Genomic DNA, 15,958 nt, shown 5'->3' with positions numbered 1-15,958 from the left:
GGTTTTTCCCTTTCCCCACGAAAGCGCATCCGGATAAGCCACCGCCGCCGATAGCCAGCAGCAGTCTTGCCGTCCGCGTCGTCGCCACCGCCATATGGCGAGCTTAGTCCGCGGGTCGCGCCGTAACCGGGCTGAGGCGCAGTGCCATCGTGTCGGCACCCAATGCGGTACGAACCGGCTCAATCGCTGCGGCAACAGATCCGTGAACTGAGGCGAAATGGTCCAGGCGGGGCTCAACATCGGCAGCGCTGAACGATTTGATCGCGCGCGACGGTTTGAGCGATTGCCTGACCTGCTCGATACCCGCGGAACCTACAGTCCGACCGGCCAAGGCGTTCAGCCATCTCTTTGCCGGCAGGCCTTTCGCGCTGGGTAGGCGCGGATCAATCAGCGTGGCTGAACTCAAGGCATCTGCAGCGCGCTCAGCAGCCCTTGCGTCGAGCGGCCCGAAGAAAGGCGAAATGTCTTTCGCCTGTGAGGCAGCGTCAAGCGTGTGTGAGCGATCGATGAGCGCCAGAGTATGCGCAACATCGTTCGCGTTGTGGCTGACCTTTGTGGGCAGGCTTGCCATCGCCTGCAGCCGCGCATCGTTGATGAAATCGAGCGAAATGGAAGGGACGCCGCAAAGGCTCGCCTCTACAGCGGTGGTGCAGTTGACGTGCAGCATGCAGTCGGATTGCAACAGCGCGTTCATCGCGCTGCCTTCTCGCTCCACAACGATATTGGGATGCGCTGCGAATGCGGCTTCGTAAGGCTCGCATCTCTCGAACGGGTGAGGCCGGATGACGAAAGAGCGTGATGGCCGGGCGTCCGCAAGCCTGCCGACAGTCGCGACCATGCGATCCATCACCCCGCGCACCGATTCTGCCAGGTCGGCGATTTCCTGATCGGTAAAGCCGGCGCTGCGCAGCGCCTTGTCATCGATAGACCTGCGACCGGTCTGCGCCGGATTGACAATCGGGAAGTTGGTGTTGACCAGGACGCGGTCGCGGCGCTCGTCGGCGCGCCTGTATCGGCTTGCGGCAAGGTCAAACCGCGGCGACCCTGTTACCACGGCGCGGGGAAGGGAAAGATCGGTGTTCTCGACCACCGCATCGCGCAGTGCCTCCCCCCAGAAGAGATAGAGCGATAGCGCGATGTCGAGGCCGCTCTCTCGCAGATAGGCGGCAATCCCGTGCGCAGAAGTGGGCCCGGTCTCCGGCAACAGCCCCCCTTCTGTATCCAGAACTGCAAGCGCAATGCCGCGCGCCGAGGCTGCTTCGACCAGAGCCCGATTGGCCGGCCGCACATAGTTGAGCACGATCAGGTCGATATCGAGGTTGGGCAGATCGAGATGTTGCGTGTAGAACGGCATCAGAACAACTTCGTGCCCCCGACCGCACAGCAATTGCGCGAGCAAGCACATCCCGTCGAGGTCGCGCAGCGGATGATCGATCACCAGACCGATCCGGTGAGGTCTGCGTTTATCGGCTGCGGCTATATCGGCGCTATTTCGCACACTGCCCGGCCGGGTTTCACCCGCAACAGCGACATTTCGCTTCGGCGCGTCCAGGCGAAGGGCGGCCATGTCGGTCAAAACCATGCCTCCAACCGGTCGAGCGCGGTCCAGAAGCCTGCCCCACTGTCCTTGTGGCCCTGCCATATTTCGGGGATGAAGCTTGCCTGGGGCGCTGCCTGATCGAGGACCTTCGCGACCATTTCGAAGTCGATCGTGCCATCGCCGATCTGAAGCCCCTCTCCGTCAATGCCGGCTGCATCGACCATATGCAGGTGACGGGTGTAAGGGGCGACCCGGTTCAGGAAAGTTTCGAAGCTGGTCTTGAGATGTGTTGCCGCAAGCGCCGAGTGTGAAATGTCGAGGCAGATGCGCGCGCCATGATCTTCGCAATATCTGGCGATCTCATCTGCGCGCATAAACAGATTGTGAAAACGCTGGCCGCCAAAATGCCATGGGTAGGGCGGCATAGTCTGCGGAATTATCTCGACGCCCTCGGTATCAAGGCTCTCAATAGCATCGGCAATCTTCGCATAGCAGCCCGGCCGGGCCGCGTCCGGCATCGGACGGTCAGCGGTGAAGCCGCCGGCATTGACGATGATCGGTATCGGTGACCCGCCTTTGAATCGCCCGGCCAGGTTGCGGGTCACATCGACGACCCGCTGCAATTCGCGAATAGAACGCGAGCGATATTCGGGGTCGGGCGCGCACAGGTCCATCACGTGGTCTCCTGCGAACAGTTCGGGTGCATGGACGACCAGGTCGATGTCGAAGCGCCTTTCGCCCAACGCCTCTTCGATGTCGACTTCGAGATCCTTGAACGAGAAATGAAACTCGACGAGGTCAAGGCTGGAGGCGTCCACCATATGCGCCAGATCATGATAGCGTACCGGCACGCCAAAGGGTCTGCGGAAACTGTAATCCCGCGCCTTTGCGACTTCTTCGTCAAGGTCGCTGGGAAAGAAGAAATCGCCCGCTCGCATGTCATGCTTGGCGGCGCGCCCGATGAGGTCCTTGCGTCGGTAAGGCTCAAGCCCCTGGCCCGGACTGCGCACGGCGAAATCGTCATCGCAAAGTATTGCGCCCTCGGTGATCGGACGTGCCGCGACGAGGCTTTTGCCCAGCACTTCGCGGTTCATCATCTCGCCTTGCGTAACCACGCGCGGGCCGCTTGACCCCATCGCGGCCTCCACCTCGCGTATCTGTTCGACCATCGCCCTGAACTCGGCCGGAAGCAGGCTCACGCGGTGGTCGTTGCCTTCCATGGCGCGATCGAGTGTGAAGTGCTTCTCCACCACCTTTGCCCCGCGCGCCACCGCTGCGACGGGGACGTGGTAGCCGCGCTCATGCCCTGAATAGCCAACGAGGCCGTTCGACAGCTTGCCCAGCCGCTCCATGAAGGAGAGATTGATGTCCTTGAACGGGGCGGGATAGGTCGAATTGCAATGCAACAGGACGAAAGGCGATCCGTGGCGTCGCAGCAGGTTTGCCGCATCCTCAATCTCGGCTTGGCTGGACATGCCTGTTGAGCAGATCAGCACCTTGCCGGTTCGGGCAAGCGCGCCGACCAATTCGTGATTGGTCAAATCCGCCGATGCCAGCTTGTATGCCGGCATGCCATAATCTTCGAGAATGGAGAGGCTGGCCTTGTCCCACGGCGTGCAAAGCGGCTGAATCCCGACCGATTTGCAATGATCGAAAGCTTCCAGCATCTCGTCATTGGACAGCTGCATACGGGCCAGAAGGTCGAGCGTGTATTGCGCACCCAGATCCGCGCTGCGATCGCCCGCATCGCCTCCGCCCCGGTAAAGCGAGGCCATGTCGCGCATCTGGAACTTTGCACAATCGGCACCGGCTTCGGCAGCGAGTTCGATCAGATCCTTGGCGAGATCGAGGCTGCCATTATGGTTATTGCCGATCTCGGCAATGATGTAGCAGGGCTCATCCTCGCCTATCGAATGCTTCCCGATCGAAATTCGCCGGGCGTCTTCCCATGCAACCGCAACCACGCGGTCCTGCGCATCGAGGACGGGTACGAAGCTTACCCGGTCCGAAAACATCGCCTGGATTGCGCCGTCATCCATGCCGTCACGCGCGGCGGTGAATTGCGTGTTGGCGACGCTGAGCGCAGTGACGTCGAAATCGAAACGGTCCGCCTCCACCAGCCAGCGCCGAACGTCGCCGTCGGTAAGCACCCCTTCCAGGCGCCCGGACTGCGAAATGCACAGAACGCTGCCGCGCCGATTATCGCTGATCTTGCGAAGAGCCACCAACAGGTCTTCCTCAGCGAAGACCACATAGGGTTTGAGGTTGGTGTCGATGATCATGCCGGGATCGCCTCCGACATCAGGGTTTCGAGCAGACGGAAATCGGCAAGACTATCGATCTCGAAGCCTTCCTCCTCGCGCGTTTCGAGCAGCGCGATTTTCCCGCCAAGCCGGTTGCCTTCACGGACCAGCACGTCACGGCGGGTCAGATAGAGTGAGCCGGTTTCCCGGTAATGGCGCTTTTCAGAAGGAATGTCCTGTCGGCGCGGCCGGTTGGCGACATCGTAGAGCGCACGCACCGGCGATTGTCGCCAGAAGAATGCATGGCTTTCGGTGACGGTCAGCAAGCTGTCGGCTTCCTCGGCCTTGAGCTGGGCGAGGGCGCGTGCGCTCATCTCGTTAGCGCGCAGTGGCGAGGTCGGCTGAAGCAGCGCAACGCAATCATAGCTGCGGCCCATATTCTCCATCGCGCAAAGCGCGTGAAGCATCACAGGCTCGGTCGGTGCGGTGTCCGTGGCAAGGTGCGCAGGCCGCAAAAACGGCACTTCGGCCCCGCACCCGCGCGCGACCGCGGCAATTTCGGGCGAGTCGGTGCTGACGACCACGTCAGTGATTGCCTCGCTGTTGACCGCATGCTGGATCGACCAGACGATCAGCGGCTTGCCTGCCAGTATCCGAAGATTTTTGCCCGGCAGGCCTTTCGACCCGCCGCGCGCCGGAATGATAGCGAGAACCTTCAAAGTGTCTCTCCGTTACTGGAATGAGAATTGGCTGCCCGTTCGAAAGTGACCTTGTCGATCAGGACGCTGATTGCTTCGCCGCGCGCGGCAATCGCGAGGCGCAGCGATTGGTATTGGCAACCGGATGGGACAGTGATTGCGAGCGCGGCGGCGGAAGAAGCGATCGGGGCCAGCGCAGTGCCAGACGTCCACTCGCCCCCCTTGTCGATGCAGACCGTCTCAAGCGAAAGCTGTCCGCCCCCCCCGCGAAGGTCGACGAACGAAAACCTCAGCACGTGAACGCCCGGATCAAGCCGCAAGATGATGCGCGCGGCTTCACCCGATCGGTGCGCCTTGGCGAAGAATTCGATCGCAGGATCGAGCGAGCCGACCAGCCTTGCGCCCGTGTCGATCCTGTCGATCAGGTGCCAATCAAGCGGGGGAAGACGCGCATCGGCAAGGCGTCCGGGGTCCTGCTGCTCAGGCGAATAGGCATCGTAGGCGTCGAACGCCCCCTCGAAATCGAGTTCGCCAGCGAGGCGGTCAACCAGCGGCGCGCCATAGTCGATCGAAAGCGCATGGGAGCCTTGCGGAAAGTGGCGGGCGATGCGCGCGAAAGGCGATGCGGAGGCGTCATGTTGGATGGCGTGCGCTGCCAGCCTCTCGCCCCAGGCTGGATCGCGCTCCAATATCGGGCGGAATGCAGGCTCGAAATCTTCAAAGCGCGTGGCGCTCAGCAGCAGCGGGAAGATGCGTTCATCGAGGGACCGGGAGATGACGAGCGCGTCGTCGAGCGTTTCGAGGCCATCGCGCAAACGGCCATCGCGAAAATCCAGACCGGCGATCAACGCAGCAGCACCGATGTCGCGCCGCGAAACACTGCGCGACAGATCGAGCAGGGCGCGCTGCCGAGTGCGAGATGGGCTGACGAGAGCGAGCTGGCGAAGTGCGCCGGACGAATAGGGCGTGTCAGCAAGGCTTGATAGGGCCTGCGCTTCGATGCGTGACTGAGTATAGCGCGAGACGATCTCAAGCCGTGATGGGAACGGCGAGGCGGTATTCTCGGCGCCCTTTTGCTCGGCTGCGGACGCCGCGATGCCCGGCAATTGCACCAGTTCATGGTCAGTCGCTCTGACCTTCGCTTGCGGGTGCGTTGGATAGAGCTGCTTGGCGGCTACCGGGTCGCTGGAGACAAGGGCATTGGAAAGCGATAGCGCTCCGCTCGCAAAAGCCAGCGGCGCAAGGATCAAGGCCGTGACCGCGCCCCGCTTTCGGCGCAGCTTCGGCGCATCGGCGCGCCTTGTAGCAAAGCCGCCGGAAGCCAGTTCAGGCTGCACCGCGTGTCGCCTCAATCCGGTCGGAATAGGAATAGGAGTAGCTGTATCCGTATCCGTATTGCGATGATCGCCGATCGAGCTTTGTGAGGATCGCGCCGACGATCGGCGATCCCGCCGCGGCCATACGCTCAAGCGCCGAATTGAGCCCGCGCACGGAAACACGGCCCGCCTCTGCCACGAATATGACCGCTTCGACGGCCTGACTGACGAGCGGCGCATCGGCCAGCCCGATGACCGGGGCCGAATCCACGATGACGTGGTCGTATTCTCTGGTCATGCGCGACGTGAGATCGCGCAGGCGATCGCTCGAAAACAGCTCCGCAGCGCTTGGCACGCAGGGACCGGACGCCATGAGGTCGAGATTGGGTCGCACGCTCTGGATCAGCGCGCTGACCTGATCGTCGCCTGCAAGATAGTTCGACAAGCCAACCTTGCGATGCGTGCCAAGATAGGCGTGCGCCGATGGATTGCGCAGGTCGGCATCGATCAGCAACACCCGCTTGCCCATCCGCGCGAGCACGAGCGCGAGTGCAAGCGCGCTCAGGCTTTTGCCTTCGGCGGGTTGCGAGCTCACCAACATAAAGCTCTTGGGAACGCCTTGCGTGGTCGTGAAGGCAAGGCTTGACCGGATCGCGATATAGCTTTCGGCGATCTCAGTCTTGGGATCGGCGACAAGCTCGACCGGGTCGTCATGGTCGGGCACCTGCGGGACACTGCCAAGAAGGGGAATGCCAAGCGCCTCCTGCACCTTGCTTGGATCGGTCAGGCCTTCGGTGCTCTGTTCGAGGAGGAATACCAGGCCACCAGCCCCGATCGTGCCTGCGACCAGCGCGAGCGCAAGGTTCAGCAACAGGTTGGGCGATGAGGGACGCTGTGGCGGTTCCGCTGTGTCGATGACCGCGATATTGCTTGCCGAAACCGCAGCGACACCGATCTCCTTGTAGCGTTGAAGGAGGCTGTCATAGAGTTGCCGGTTCGTATCCGCTTCGCGCTGGAATATGTTGTACTGGATGGCATCGCGCCGCTGCGACAGCACTTCGCCGGACAATCCGCTAACCCGTGATCGCAGCTCTGCCTCGCGCCTTTGAGCGGCAAGGAATGCCTCGCTGGCGGCGCGGCTGATCCGCGATTCTTCGGTAAAGATCGCGCTATCGAGTTCAGCGATCTGTTGCTCAAGTGCCATGGCGCGCGGATAGCCGGGTTCGAACTGTACCATCAGTTCGGCAAGTTCGGCTGCGCTCACGGCGCGCTGTTCGCGAAGCCTTGCGAGCGTGGCGTTGGTCTGAGCGGACCCGCTGCCGCGCGCAAGCGCCTGCGCTGCAACGCGTTCGCCGGTCGCAGCGATCAGTTCGGCGTTCAGCCCCTGCAGATTTTCCGATGCGAGCGTGCGTTCGCGGATCTGGGCCGTGCCCTGACCGCCGCTTTCCGTTGTCAGGGTGATGATCCCCTGCTGGGTCGCAAAATCGACCACTGCTCTCTCAGATTGTTCGACCTTGGAGCGCAACTCATCAAGACGCCCTTCGAGGAAATTGCGCGCTTCGGCGGTGGAATCGAATTTGCGCGCGATCGACTGCGCGATGAATTCATCGACCCAGACATTGGCGATGCGCGCGGACATTTCGGGGTCGAAAGAGGAATAGTCGACGTCGATGAGAGACGATCCGCGGATCGGGTTGACCGCAACGTTTTCAAGGAGCGTTTCGATAGCAACCCGCTCGCGCGCATTTACGCTGCGGCGCGGATCGGGATAGGTGCTGGCTGCCGCTTTGGCGCGCGCGCCTGTGTCGCCAGCCTGCGCCAGAGCGCTTTCGTCGATGGCAGCGGGATCGACGCCGTGCGCGTTCCAGAAATCCGCGTTGCTATCGAGCCGCAGCCCGCGCACGACCCGCTCTGCGAGCGAACGCGCTTCGAGCAGCTCATACTGGGTCTGGTAAAACTCAAGGTCGCGCCCAACGTTTTCGGACTCCACGCCTTGAACGTTGGTCACATTGGCCTGTTCGCGGCTGACCTGCACCTGTGTCGTTGCGGTATAAGTCGGGCGGGTGAGCAATGTGATGACAAGCGCGGCCATCACCGCGGCCAGAATTGCAGCGGCAATGACCCATTTGCGCCGGCGCAGGACGTCTAGATATTGCACAAGAACCGGCCTCATGCCGCCTCTCTCGCGCCCGCCGGTCAGATCGGGTGGAAGCGGTATGGCTTGCGCTGCAAGGGGGCGCATGGGGACGAGATTTGTGCTGTCGGTCATGAATGCCTCACCGGCCCGTTCGGGCGCGCTTGTTAGTTTTGCAGCAGTGCGATGATCGGGGCGGTCAGCAGCGGTGTGGCTGCGAGGATGTCGCGGAAGAGGCGGCGCGAATTGGATTCGCCCACCACCACCACATCACCGGCGTAGATTTCGGGATCGGAGTAGATGCCGCGCCGGATCGCCCCAAGGTTGTAGAGCGCGGCGTAGCGCTGCCCGTCCGCTTCCCTGAACACGACGACGTCATCGACCTTCGCAAATTCCGTCAGCCCGCTGGCCGTTGCGACCCCCTGCATCAGCGTCATTCGCCCGATCACGGGATAGAGGCCGGGCTCGCGAACCTGGCCATCGACCGTGACCACCTGGCTGACGGTTTCTTCGAGGTTCACCGTCACCTGCGGGTTGCGGATGAATTGCGCCGAAAGCGCGTTTTCCAGCTCCGCCTCTATGGCGGAGGGCGTTTTTCCTGCGGCCTCGATACTGCCCACGAGCGGGAACGAAACCCGCCCGGCGGCGTCAACCTGCACCTCGCGGTCGCTGAGTTCTTCGATGCCGAAGACGTCGATGCGCAGTTTGTCAAAAGGGCCGACATGATACGGACGCGCGGCGTGAATGCCGGCACCGGGGATGGGTGTGGGCAGCTGCGAGGCCGAAACCACATCAAGGCCGGGAGCGCCGCCAAGGGGCGGGGCGGACGCGCAGGCTGTCAGCAAAGACGATGCGCATAGAAGGATGCCAAGCCTTTTGGCGAAAACCCTGTACGCTGCGTGTGTCGTACCCATGATGCACTCCCCTCTGGTCGATCCCGGCCCTGTTGGAGGCCATGGATCACGCCGCCATTCTTGCGGCCGGATCGGTTTTGCGTGCCGGCCTGTTGAGCGGGCGGGCTGCCGATGCATCAGGGCTACTGTCTGGCGCTCTGCCTGCAATCCAGACCAGAGCCAGAATGGAGACAGTCGCGAGCGACGGGGTGCGCAAGGGGTAGTCGTAGAGGCATGCCAGAAGGATCAGTGCGACCGTGATAACGCCAAGGCGGCGCAGCGTGCGATCAGCCCCGTTGCTATCGGAAAATGCGCGCAATCCCCTAAGTATGAGCCAGGAAAGCGCGACCACGACCAGCACTGCGGCGGGCAACCCTCCGGTAAGGGCGAGCTCCAGAAAATCGTTGTGCGCGTGGTTGATGTAGGAAGGGCCCAAAGTGGAGGAAGTCTCACCCGCTTCGAACACTTCGACAAAGGTGCCCATGCCCGATCCCACGGGAAAATGCTCTGCGGCCAGCTCAATCACGCGCGGCCAGATTCGCATTCTGAGTTCATCATCGGCGTGGCCGCCCGCCATCAATCGCGCAATGGCATTGTCGCCGGTCATCAGGCTCGTCAGGGCTGCGAGGGCTGTGGCACCCACGGCTGCCATGCCCAGTAACAAGGCTGGCTTGAGCGCGCCCTTCGCCGTCCCCTTGGAATGGGACGCACTCGATTGCAGCCACCATGCTGCGCCAAGCGAGAGGACACCCAGGGCCAGACCAGCGCGCGATTGCGTAATGATCACGAAGGGAACAAGCGACAGGGCGGCAAGCGCCGCGAACATGCGCAATCGCTGCGCGGCACGCGGATCGGCCTTGATCAAGCCGCACAGCGCACCCAGCGATGCGATGCCAATCGCGATGAACACCGCATTGTGATTGCGATTGGCGAACAGGCCTACCGCGGAATCGCCATTGGTGATGCGGTAGAGATAGAAGGCGTTGCCGGGTCCGCCGATGATCTGGAGCAAGCTTACCAGAGCGCTCGCAAACACCAGAAGCGCCAGCGCGAATGCCGTCAGGCGCAATTGCTCGCGCGACAGGCAGAGTGCGAGCATCAGGGCTGCAATCGGCACCGTCAGGGAAAACAGGCTGTTCATCGTGCGATGAGGGACCAGGCTGATCGGTCGCCACTTGTCCTCAAGCCCGGTCGCCGCGTCGATCGCTATCGCCAGCTCGCGGCCGGGGAGCTGGTGCCACACGGAAGGCGGCAGTGGGACAAGGTGAAGCGCGGTGAGCGCCGCCCAACCCGCTGCGAGCGCGACCATTCCCTTGTTGGCGCGCAGCTGATCGGGATCGAGGATGGCTATCGCGTAGCCAAGCACCCCGATCGACCCAACCCTCAGCAGTGCGAGCGATGCGATGTCCGCGCGCGCGCCCCCGCCCAGCGCGAATACAAAGACGAGATACGCCAGCATAACGGCAAGCGGCGTCGTTATCGGCGTCGACCATAAGGGCGCGAACCTGCGCGTCATGCCCAGCTCCTAGGCCTGCGTTGGCTGTTGGCTGGGCGCGGGAAAGATGCGCTGTTCAGCCTTGCGCACAGAGCCGCTTTCGAGCCTTTTCACCATCGGACGCGAATAGGGCCGCGAGCGCACCACTTTCTCTTGCGCAGAAAGCCGCAAGCTTGGCGCCACACTTCGCAGCGCACGCTTGCAGGCGCCCACATCGTCTCTGGCGATAGCGGTTTCGATCTGGGAAAGCACCTGCGCGACCATCGCAGCGGGAGGGGCGCTGTCTGCGCCCTGCATGATGCGAGGGTGTTCGGTCTCTGCGGCGGCTGCGTCGATCAGCAATTCCTCGAACAGTTTTTCGCCGGGTCGCAAACCGCTTTCGATGATCGCGATGTCTCCGGCAGGGTTCGAGGCATCGCGGACCGACAGACCCGAAAGCCGCACCATCGAATGCGCAAGATCCCAGATCCTGACCGGCTCACCCATGTCGAGCAGAAAGATCTCCCCACCCCGCGCCATCGCACCAGCCTGGATCACGAGCTGGGCAGCTTCGAAAATGGTCATGAAATAGCGGGTCACTTCGCGGTCGGTGACCGTTACCGGGCCGCCAGCTTCGATCTGGCGCTGAAATGTCGGGACGACCGATCCGCTCGACCCCAGGACATTGCCGAAGCGAACGATTGCGAAAGTCGCCGCGCCGCAGCGACGGGAGAGGTCCTGAAGGACCACTTCGCACAATCGCTTGCTTGCGCCCATGACGTTGGGCGGGCGCACGGCCTTGTCGGTGCTGATGAGGACGAAACGGCGCACGCCGTGTCGCTGTGCCGCATCGGCCATGAGGCGCGTTGCAAGGACATTGTTTCGCACCGCCTCAAGGACGTTTTCCTCGACCAGCGGGACATGCTTGTAAGCCGCCGCGTGAAAGATCGCGTAGGGCGTAAACTCGGCAAACAAACGTTCTACCGCGCCCGGCAACGAGACATCGGCCAGCCTTTGGTACAGGGTCGGGCGGCTTCCCGGATCAAGGGTTGCAAGCCCTGCCTCAAGCTCGCACCCGATGGAAAAGAGCGCGAATTCGTTCGCTTCGACCAACACCAGCGCCGCCGGGCGCTGAGCGAGGATCTGGCGGCAGATTTCCGAACCGATCGACCCGCCTGCGCCCGTGACCATCACAAGCTTCCCGGTAATCTCGCGCGATAACAGGTCGCCATGCTCGGGAACGACCGCGCGGCCCAGCAAATCCTCGATCGCGACAGGGCGCAAAGTGGCGGCGGAGATCCGCCCGTCGATCACTTCGCGCATGGGCGGCAGCGTCTGCACGTTCACGCTCATCGGTTCGAGCGCCGCGATGATGTGTTTGCGGCGCGCAGAACTGATGGCGGTGATCGCGATAACGATGTCCGTGACGCCCAGTCGTTCGACCAGTGCACTGGTCTGCGAAGAGTGATGCACGCGCGCACCGTCGAGGAAATGTCCGTCCTTGGCAGGATCGTCGTCGACAAATCCCACCACCCGCATGCCAGCCTCGGCAGCGAGCGATGCGGCAAGGCGCTGCCCGGTCGCGCCCGCGCCGTAAATCACGACGCGTTTGATGTTCACATCGCCTGATCGCGCGCTCAACAGGTCGACCATCACGTAGCGCCCGACAATCCGCGAGAGCGTGACGGCCATGAAGAATACGAGCGGTGCAAGGATTGCGAGAGTGCGCGGGATGCCATCGTGCGCCACAAGCATGAAGCCTGCGATCAGCGGCAGGGTGACGAGTATCGTGGACACCAGCAGCGAGACGATGGCCCCGCGCCCTGCAAAGCGGAAGATCGAGCGATAGGTGCCGCGCCGCAGGGCGATCGGGAACCACAGGCCGGTCATCGCGACCGTCAGGATTGCAAAGCCAGTGCCGGGAGTGTGAAATTCTCCGAGCCTCAGAGAAAACGCGACCCACACCGCGAGCGCGATGAGGCATAAATCGAGGGTCATGACCGCCAGCCGCTTGATCCGCCGGGGCCAGGCGATGGAACCAGCGGCAAGGCCGACGGCGAAATCGACACATCCCGACAGGCGCCTTTCAAGCGCCGTGCCTATCTCTCCCGTCCTTGCAACGCTGTGCATGATATGCCCCCCTTTCAAGTCAGGGTGGATTCGCCCGTGCCTAATGCTGGATGCTGTCGGCGCGAACCACCTTGACGAATGTCAGAGCCAGTATGCGACAATCGAACAGCAGGCTCTGACGCCTGTGATATTCGCCATCTAGAGCGACCTTGCTCTGGAGTGTCAAAACGTCGCGCCCGTTGACCTGCGCCCATCCGGTGATGCCCGGAGTAAGGGTGTGTGAGCCATTTTCTCTACGCATTTCAATGAGATCGGCCTGATTGAACAGGGCCGGGCGCGGGCCGACAAGGCTCATGTCCCCGACAAGAACGCTCCAAAGCTGAGGCAATTCATCAAGGCTGGTGGTCCGCAGAAACCCTCCGATCCCGGTCAGAAGGCTGGCGCTGTCCTTAACCAAATGGGTTGGTAGCTGCGGCGCATCGGTTCGCATGGTTCGAAACTTGGGCATGGCGAACAGCTGAGCGCCGCGCCCGAAACGCTGCGACCAGAAAAGCGCGGGTCCGGGCGAATCGATCCGGATTGCAATTGCGATCAGGCCCATCAGCGGCGCGAGCAGGATCAGGCCGGTCGCAGCGATGGTAAAATCCAGCAAGCGCTTCATTTCTTTACCTTTTTGCCTCTGACGCCCGCGGCGCCCGGCAATCAGGCGAAGCTCAGCGAAAGCGCCTCATCCATGTTTATTCGCGGTTCCCACTCGAAAGTGCGAGCAAACCGCGAACCGTCGAAAGCGGCATTGCCGAGCAGGCTGCTTGCCCTGTCGCCCAGCGCGCCGCGCGCCAGCGGTTCGACCAGCGGACGCGGCCAATGCCACACGCGCCCGGACCAGCCGCTGAGTGCGGTGAGGGAGCGATAGAGCGCGCTTACGCTGATCGGGGGGCTGTCGGTCAGGATAAATGATCCGTTCTGGTGGGACCCGGCACCTGCGATGATGGCATCGGCGATATTGCCGACGAATGCGATGCTGCGCGCATTGTCGAATCGGCCAATGGGCAAAGGGACGCCAAACCGTGCCGCGCGCGCAATCATTGCAAACCACGCGCCGACCCCGGGGCCATAAATCGCTGGTGGACGCAGCGAAACGACTGAAAAATTGCCGCTTACCAGCTCGCCAAGCGCTGTATCCGCCGCGAGTTTGGCGGCGCCGTAACGCGTGGTGGGGGAGGGCTTGCTGTTATCGTCGAGCACTTCTCCCGGCGCGGTAGCACTGGCGATGGCTGCGACCGAGCTTACCTGCATGAACCGGCGCACCCCGGCCTCGCGCGCGGCTTTGGCCAGCCTGACCGGAAGCTGAGCATTCATCGCGTGAAAAGCGGCCTGCGCCCTGGCAGGATCCTCGCGTTTGAGGATGTGGACCCTCGCCGCGCAATGGATCACCACATCGACGCGCGAGAAATCGAGCTGCGGCCCTGACAGCAGATCGCCGCAAGCCTGCACCTCGCCACCCCCCGGCACAGACGACCCCGCACGGCTGGCAGCGATCATGTGATGTCCAGCCTCTGCCCCGCTCGCCACGACAGCGCGGCCGAGAAAGCCGCTTGCCCCCGTCACCAACAGCCGCATGCCGGGTGTCGGCCGCTTGTCGCTTAGGATACCGCGATGTCGGGCGCGTCGACCTGCTTCATGCCGACAAGGTGGTAGCCCGCATCGACGTGATGAACCTCTCCCGTGACGCCTGAGGACAGGTCGGAAAGGAAATAGAGGCCAGCGCCGCCCACGTCATCGAGCGTGATGTTGCGGCGAAGCGGGGCGTTGAGCTCATTCCACTTGAGGATGTAGCGGAAATCGCCAATCCCGCTCGCCGCCAGCGTCTTTACTGGCCCTGCACTGATCGCGTTGACGCGAATGCCCGAGGAGCCAAGATCGTTGGCGAGATAGCGCACGCTCGTCTCCAGCGCAGCCTTGGCAACGCCCATGACGTTGTAATGCGGCATGACCTTTTCCGCGCCGTAATAGGTCAGCGTCACGATTGAGCCGCCGCTTTCTGGCATCATCTCGGCCGCGCGCTTGGTCACGGCGACCAGCGAATAGGCCGAGATGTTCATCGTCATCAGGAAATTATCGAGGCTGGTATCGACATACTTGCCGCGCAGTTCATTCTTGTCGGAAAAGCCGATGGCGTGGACGACGAAGTCGAGCGTGTCCCAGTGCTTCTTGAGCTCGTCGAACGCTGTATCGAGCGAGGCCATGTCCGATACATCGCAAGGGATCGTGATGTCGCTGCCAAGCTGCTGCGCCAGCGGCTTCACGCGCTTCAGCAGCGCCTCTCCCTGATAGGAGAAAGCCAGCTGCGCGCCCTGTTCGGCAAGCTGCTTTGCAATGCCCCAGGCAAGCGACTTGTCATTCGCAAGCCCCATGATCAGCCCGCGTTTGCCCTGCATCAGCCCTTGACCCGACATCTTCGTACTCCCTTTCGTCGCCCTTATTCGGGCCTTCCATGCGCGCCTGTCTTCGCAAGGCCTGCGCCGATCTGCGAGCCCGCATCGGGCCTTGCCGCATCGGCCGGCACGATTGAGCTGTCCTTTTCCGGTTCAGCCAGCGCCGCGTTCAGTTCTGCCCCGATAACGAGGCCAAGGCCAACGAGCCAGAAAAAGAACAGCGCGATGATGATCCCCGCCATGCTGCCATAAGTCAGGTCGTAGGTAAAAAAGCCGCGCAGGATCGGCGGCAGGGCGATGGTGACGCCGAACCACCAGACGGCGGTGAACAGCGCGCCGGGCCATTTGGGATAGACCCGCCCGCGGTATTCGGTCGGCGTCAGCGTATAGAACAACAGGTACAGCGACAGCATCAGGCCGGCGGCGGGCACGATGCGCGACAGGCGCAAGGTTCCAAGCGCTTCGAGCAGCTGGGGAAAGCGCTCCATGATGACGACCTGTGCGGTTCCGATCATCACCTGCGCGAACAGCGAGGCCATCAGCACCACCACCGCGCCAAGGATGAGTCCGGCAGACAGCAGGCGATATCGCACAAAGGAATGGCGCGCGCGGGTGCCGTATGCGCGGCGAAGGATATCGCGGATCGATTCGATCAGGCTGGAGACGGTCCACAAGGCAACCGCGGCACCGAACCACAAGAGCCAGCCCGTCCGCGCATAGACCACGTCCTCTGCCACCGGCGCGATCACCTGCGCAGCGCTTGGCGGCAGGCCCGCGACCACGGTCTGCACCATGGAAACGGCAAGATCGCGCCCGCCGAACAGTTCGAACAGCGCCGAGCCGAGAATGAAGAAGGGGAAGATCGCCAGCATCGAAAGATAGGCAAGGTTGCCTGCGTGAATAAAGCCGTCCTGCCACGTACCGGCCAGCGTGCGGCGAACGGTTTCGTAGATGCGGGTGCCCGGCCCGACATGGTGCAGGATGAACCAGAAGATGCCCGGCTGGCGGGCCGCAGGTTCGCCGGGATCGGAGAAGAATGCCTGGCGTTCGAGTGCGCGCGCGCGGCGGGCTTCGGGCGAGAGCGAGCGGACTTCCGGCCCGCTCCACGGATCGTCATAGACCTGCAATTGCTCGGGGCGCATCGTCACGAATGCT

At 62.6% G+C, this 15,958-nt stretch carries 12 protein-coding genes; all 12 read right to left on the bottom strand.

The features are described 5' to 3' along the window. Window positions 1-103: 103 nt before the first annotated feature. From CD351_RS01775 to CD351_RS01720, 12 genes are read right to left on the bottom strand one after another with little or no spacing between them, the layout of a single operon-like run. A complete protein-coding gene (locus CD351_RS01775) occupies window positions 104-1,582 on the bottom strand; it encodes a surface carbohydrate biosynthesis protein (RefSeq protein WP_162627562.1) in 1,479 nt (492 codons plus the stop codon). Continuing rightward, a complete protein-coding gene (locus tag CD351_RS01770) occupies window positions 1,573-3,822 on the bottom strand; it encodes an N-acetylneuraminate synthase family protein (protein ID WP_111991029.1) in 2,250 nt (749 codons plus the stop codon). Before CD351_RS01770 ends, CD351_RS01775 begins: the two co-directional genes overlap by 10 nt. Next, on the bottom strand, window positions 3,819-4,502 hold the full coding sequence (locus tag CD351_RS01765) for a cytidylyltransferase domain-containing protein (RefSeq protein ID WP_111991028.1): 684 nt from the start codon (window positions 4,500-4,502) through the stop codon (window positions 3,819-3,821). Before CD351_RS01765 ends, CD351_RS01770 begins: the two co-directional genes overlap by 4 nt. Further along, window positions 4,499-5,818: a hypothetical protein gene (locus tag CD351_RS01760; RefSeq protein WP_111991027.1), complete on the bottom strand. Its 1,320-nt coding sequence runs from the start codon at window positions 5,816-5,818 to the stop codon at window positions 4,499-4,501. The genes CD351_RS01765 and CD351_RS01760 overlap by 4 nt, the downstream gene beginning before the upstream one ends. Continuing rightward, the gene (locus tag CD351_RS01755) at window positions 5,808-8,066 is read right to left on the bottom strand and encodes a polysaccharide biosynthesis tyrosine autokinase (RefSeq protein ID WP_111991026.1); all 2,259 of its coding nucleotides are present in this window, start codon (window positions 8,064-8,066) and stop codon (window positions 5,808-5,810) included. The genes CD351_RS01760 and CD351_RS01755 overlap by 11 nt, the downstream gene beginning before the upstream one ends. 32 nt (window positions 8,067-8,098) lie before the next feature. Beyond that, entirely contained in the window at window positions 8,099-8,845 is a 747-nt protein-coding gene (locus tag CD351_RS01750; RefSeq protein WP_111991025.1) for a polysaccharide biosynthesis/export family protein, read from the bottom strand. 46 nt (window positions 8,846-8,891) lie between these two features. After that, window positions 8,892-10,340, bottom strand: a complete 1,449-nt coding sequence (locus CD351_RS01745) for an O-antigen ligase (RefSeq protein WP_111991024.1) — start codon at window positions 10,338-10,340, stop codon at window positions 8,892-8,894. Between the two features lie 9 nt (window positions 10,341-10,349). Further along, on the bottom strand, window positions 10,350-12,428 hold the full coding sequence (locus tag CD351_RS01740; RefSeq protein ID WP_111991023.1) for a nucleoside-diphosphate sugar epimerase/dehydratase: 2,079 nt from the start codon (window positions 12,426-12,428) through the stop codon (window positions 10,350-10,352). A gap of 40 nt (window positions 12,429-12,468) precedes the next feature. Further along, a complete protein-coding gene (locus CD351_RS01735; protein ID WP_111991022.1) occupies window positions 12,469-13,029 on the bottom strand; it encodes a sugar transferase in 561 nt (186 codons plus the stop codon). Between the two features lie 41 nt (window positions 13,030-13,070). Beyond that, window positions 13,071-13,988 (bottom strand): NAD-dependent epimerase/dehydratase family protein, encoded by a 918-nt coding sequence (locus CD351_RS01730; protein WP_111991021.1) that lies wholly within the window; start codon window positions 13,986-13,988, stop codon window positions 13,071-13,073. A 23-nt stretch (window positions 13,989-14,011) separates the two neighbouring features. Beyond that, entirely contained in the window at window positions 14,012-14,824 is an 813-nt protein-coding gene (gene fabI, locus CD351_RS01725) for an enoyl-ACP reductase FabI (protein WP_111991020.1), read from the bottom strand. Window positions 14,825-14,847: 23 nt separating this feature from the next. After that, on the bottom strand, window positions 14,848-15,945 hold the full coding sequence (locus CD351_RS01720) for a YihY/virulence factor BrkB family protein (RefSeq protein ID WP_111991019.1): 1,098 nt from the start codon (window positions 15,943-15,945) through the stop codon (window positions 14,848-14,850). Window positions 15,946-15,958: the final 13 nt, after the last annotated feature.

The sequence above is a fragment of the Erythrobacter sp. KY5 genome (genome assembly GCF_003264115.1).
Classification (GTDB): domain Bacteria; phylum Pseudomonadota; class Alphaproteobacteria; order Sphingomonadales; family Sphingomonadaceae; genus Erythrobacter.
The sequence above is the reverse complement of the archived record's forward strand: the minus strand, read 5'-3'. Positions and strand labels throughout refer to the sequence as shown.

What these genes read in the sequence shown, in the direction of transcription:
- CD351_RS01720 (WP_111991019.1), bottom strand. Translation starts at nt 15,945, where the DNA reads ATGCGCCCCGAGCAATTGCAGGTCTATGACGATCCGTGGAGCGGGCCG.
- CD351_RS01770 (WP_111991029.1), bottom strand. Translation starts at nt 3,822, where the DNA reads ATGATCATCGACACCAACCTCAAACCCTATGTGGTCTTCGCTGAGGAA.
- CD351_RS01745 (WP_111991024.1), bottom strand. Translation starts at nt 10,340, where the DNA reads ATGACGCGCAGGTTCGCGCCCTTATGGTCGACGCCGATAACGACGCCG.
- CD351_RS01755 (WP_111991026.1), bottom strand. Translation starts at nt 8,066, where the DNA reads ATGACCGACAGCACAAATCTCGTCCCCATGCGCCCCCTTGCAGCGCAA.
- CD351_RS01730 (WP_111991021.1), bottom strand. Translation starts at nt 13,988, where the DNA reads ATGCGGCTGTTGGTGACGGGGGCAAGCGGCTTTCTCGGCCGCGCTGTC.
- CD351_RS01750 (WP_111991025.1), bottom strand. Translation starts at nt 8,845, where the DNA reads ATGGGTACGACACACGCAGCGTACAGGGTTTTCGCCAAAAGGCTTGGC.
- CD351_RS01740 (WP_111991023.1), bottom strand. Translation starts at nt 12,428, where the DNA reads ATGCACAGCGTTGCAAGGACGGGAGAGATAGGCACGGCGCTTGAAAGG.
- CD351_RS01735 (WP_111991022.1), bottom strand. Translation starts at nt 13,029, where the DNA reads ATGAAGCGCTTGCTGGATTTTACCATCGCTGCGACCGGCCTGATCCTG.
- CD351_RS01775 (WP_162627562.1), bottom strand. Translation starts at nt 1,582, where the DNA reads ATGGTTTTGACCGACATGGCCGCCCTTCGCCTGGACGCGCCGAAGCGA.
- fabI (WP_111991020.1), bottom strand. Translation starts at nt 14,824, where the DNA reads ATGTCGGGTCAAGGGCTGATGCAGGGCAAACGCGGGCTGATCATGGGG.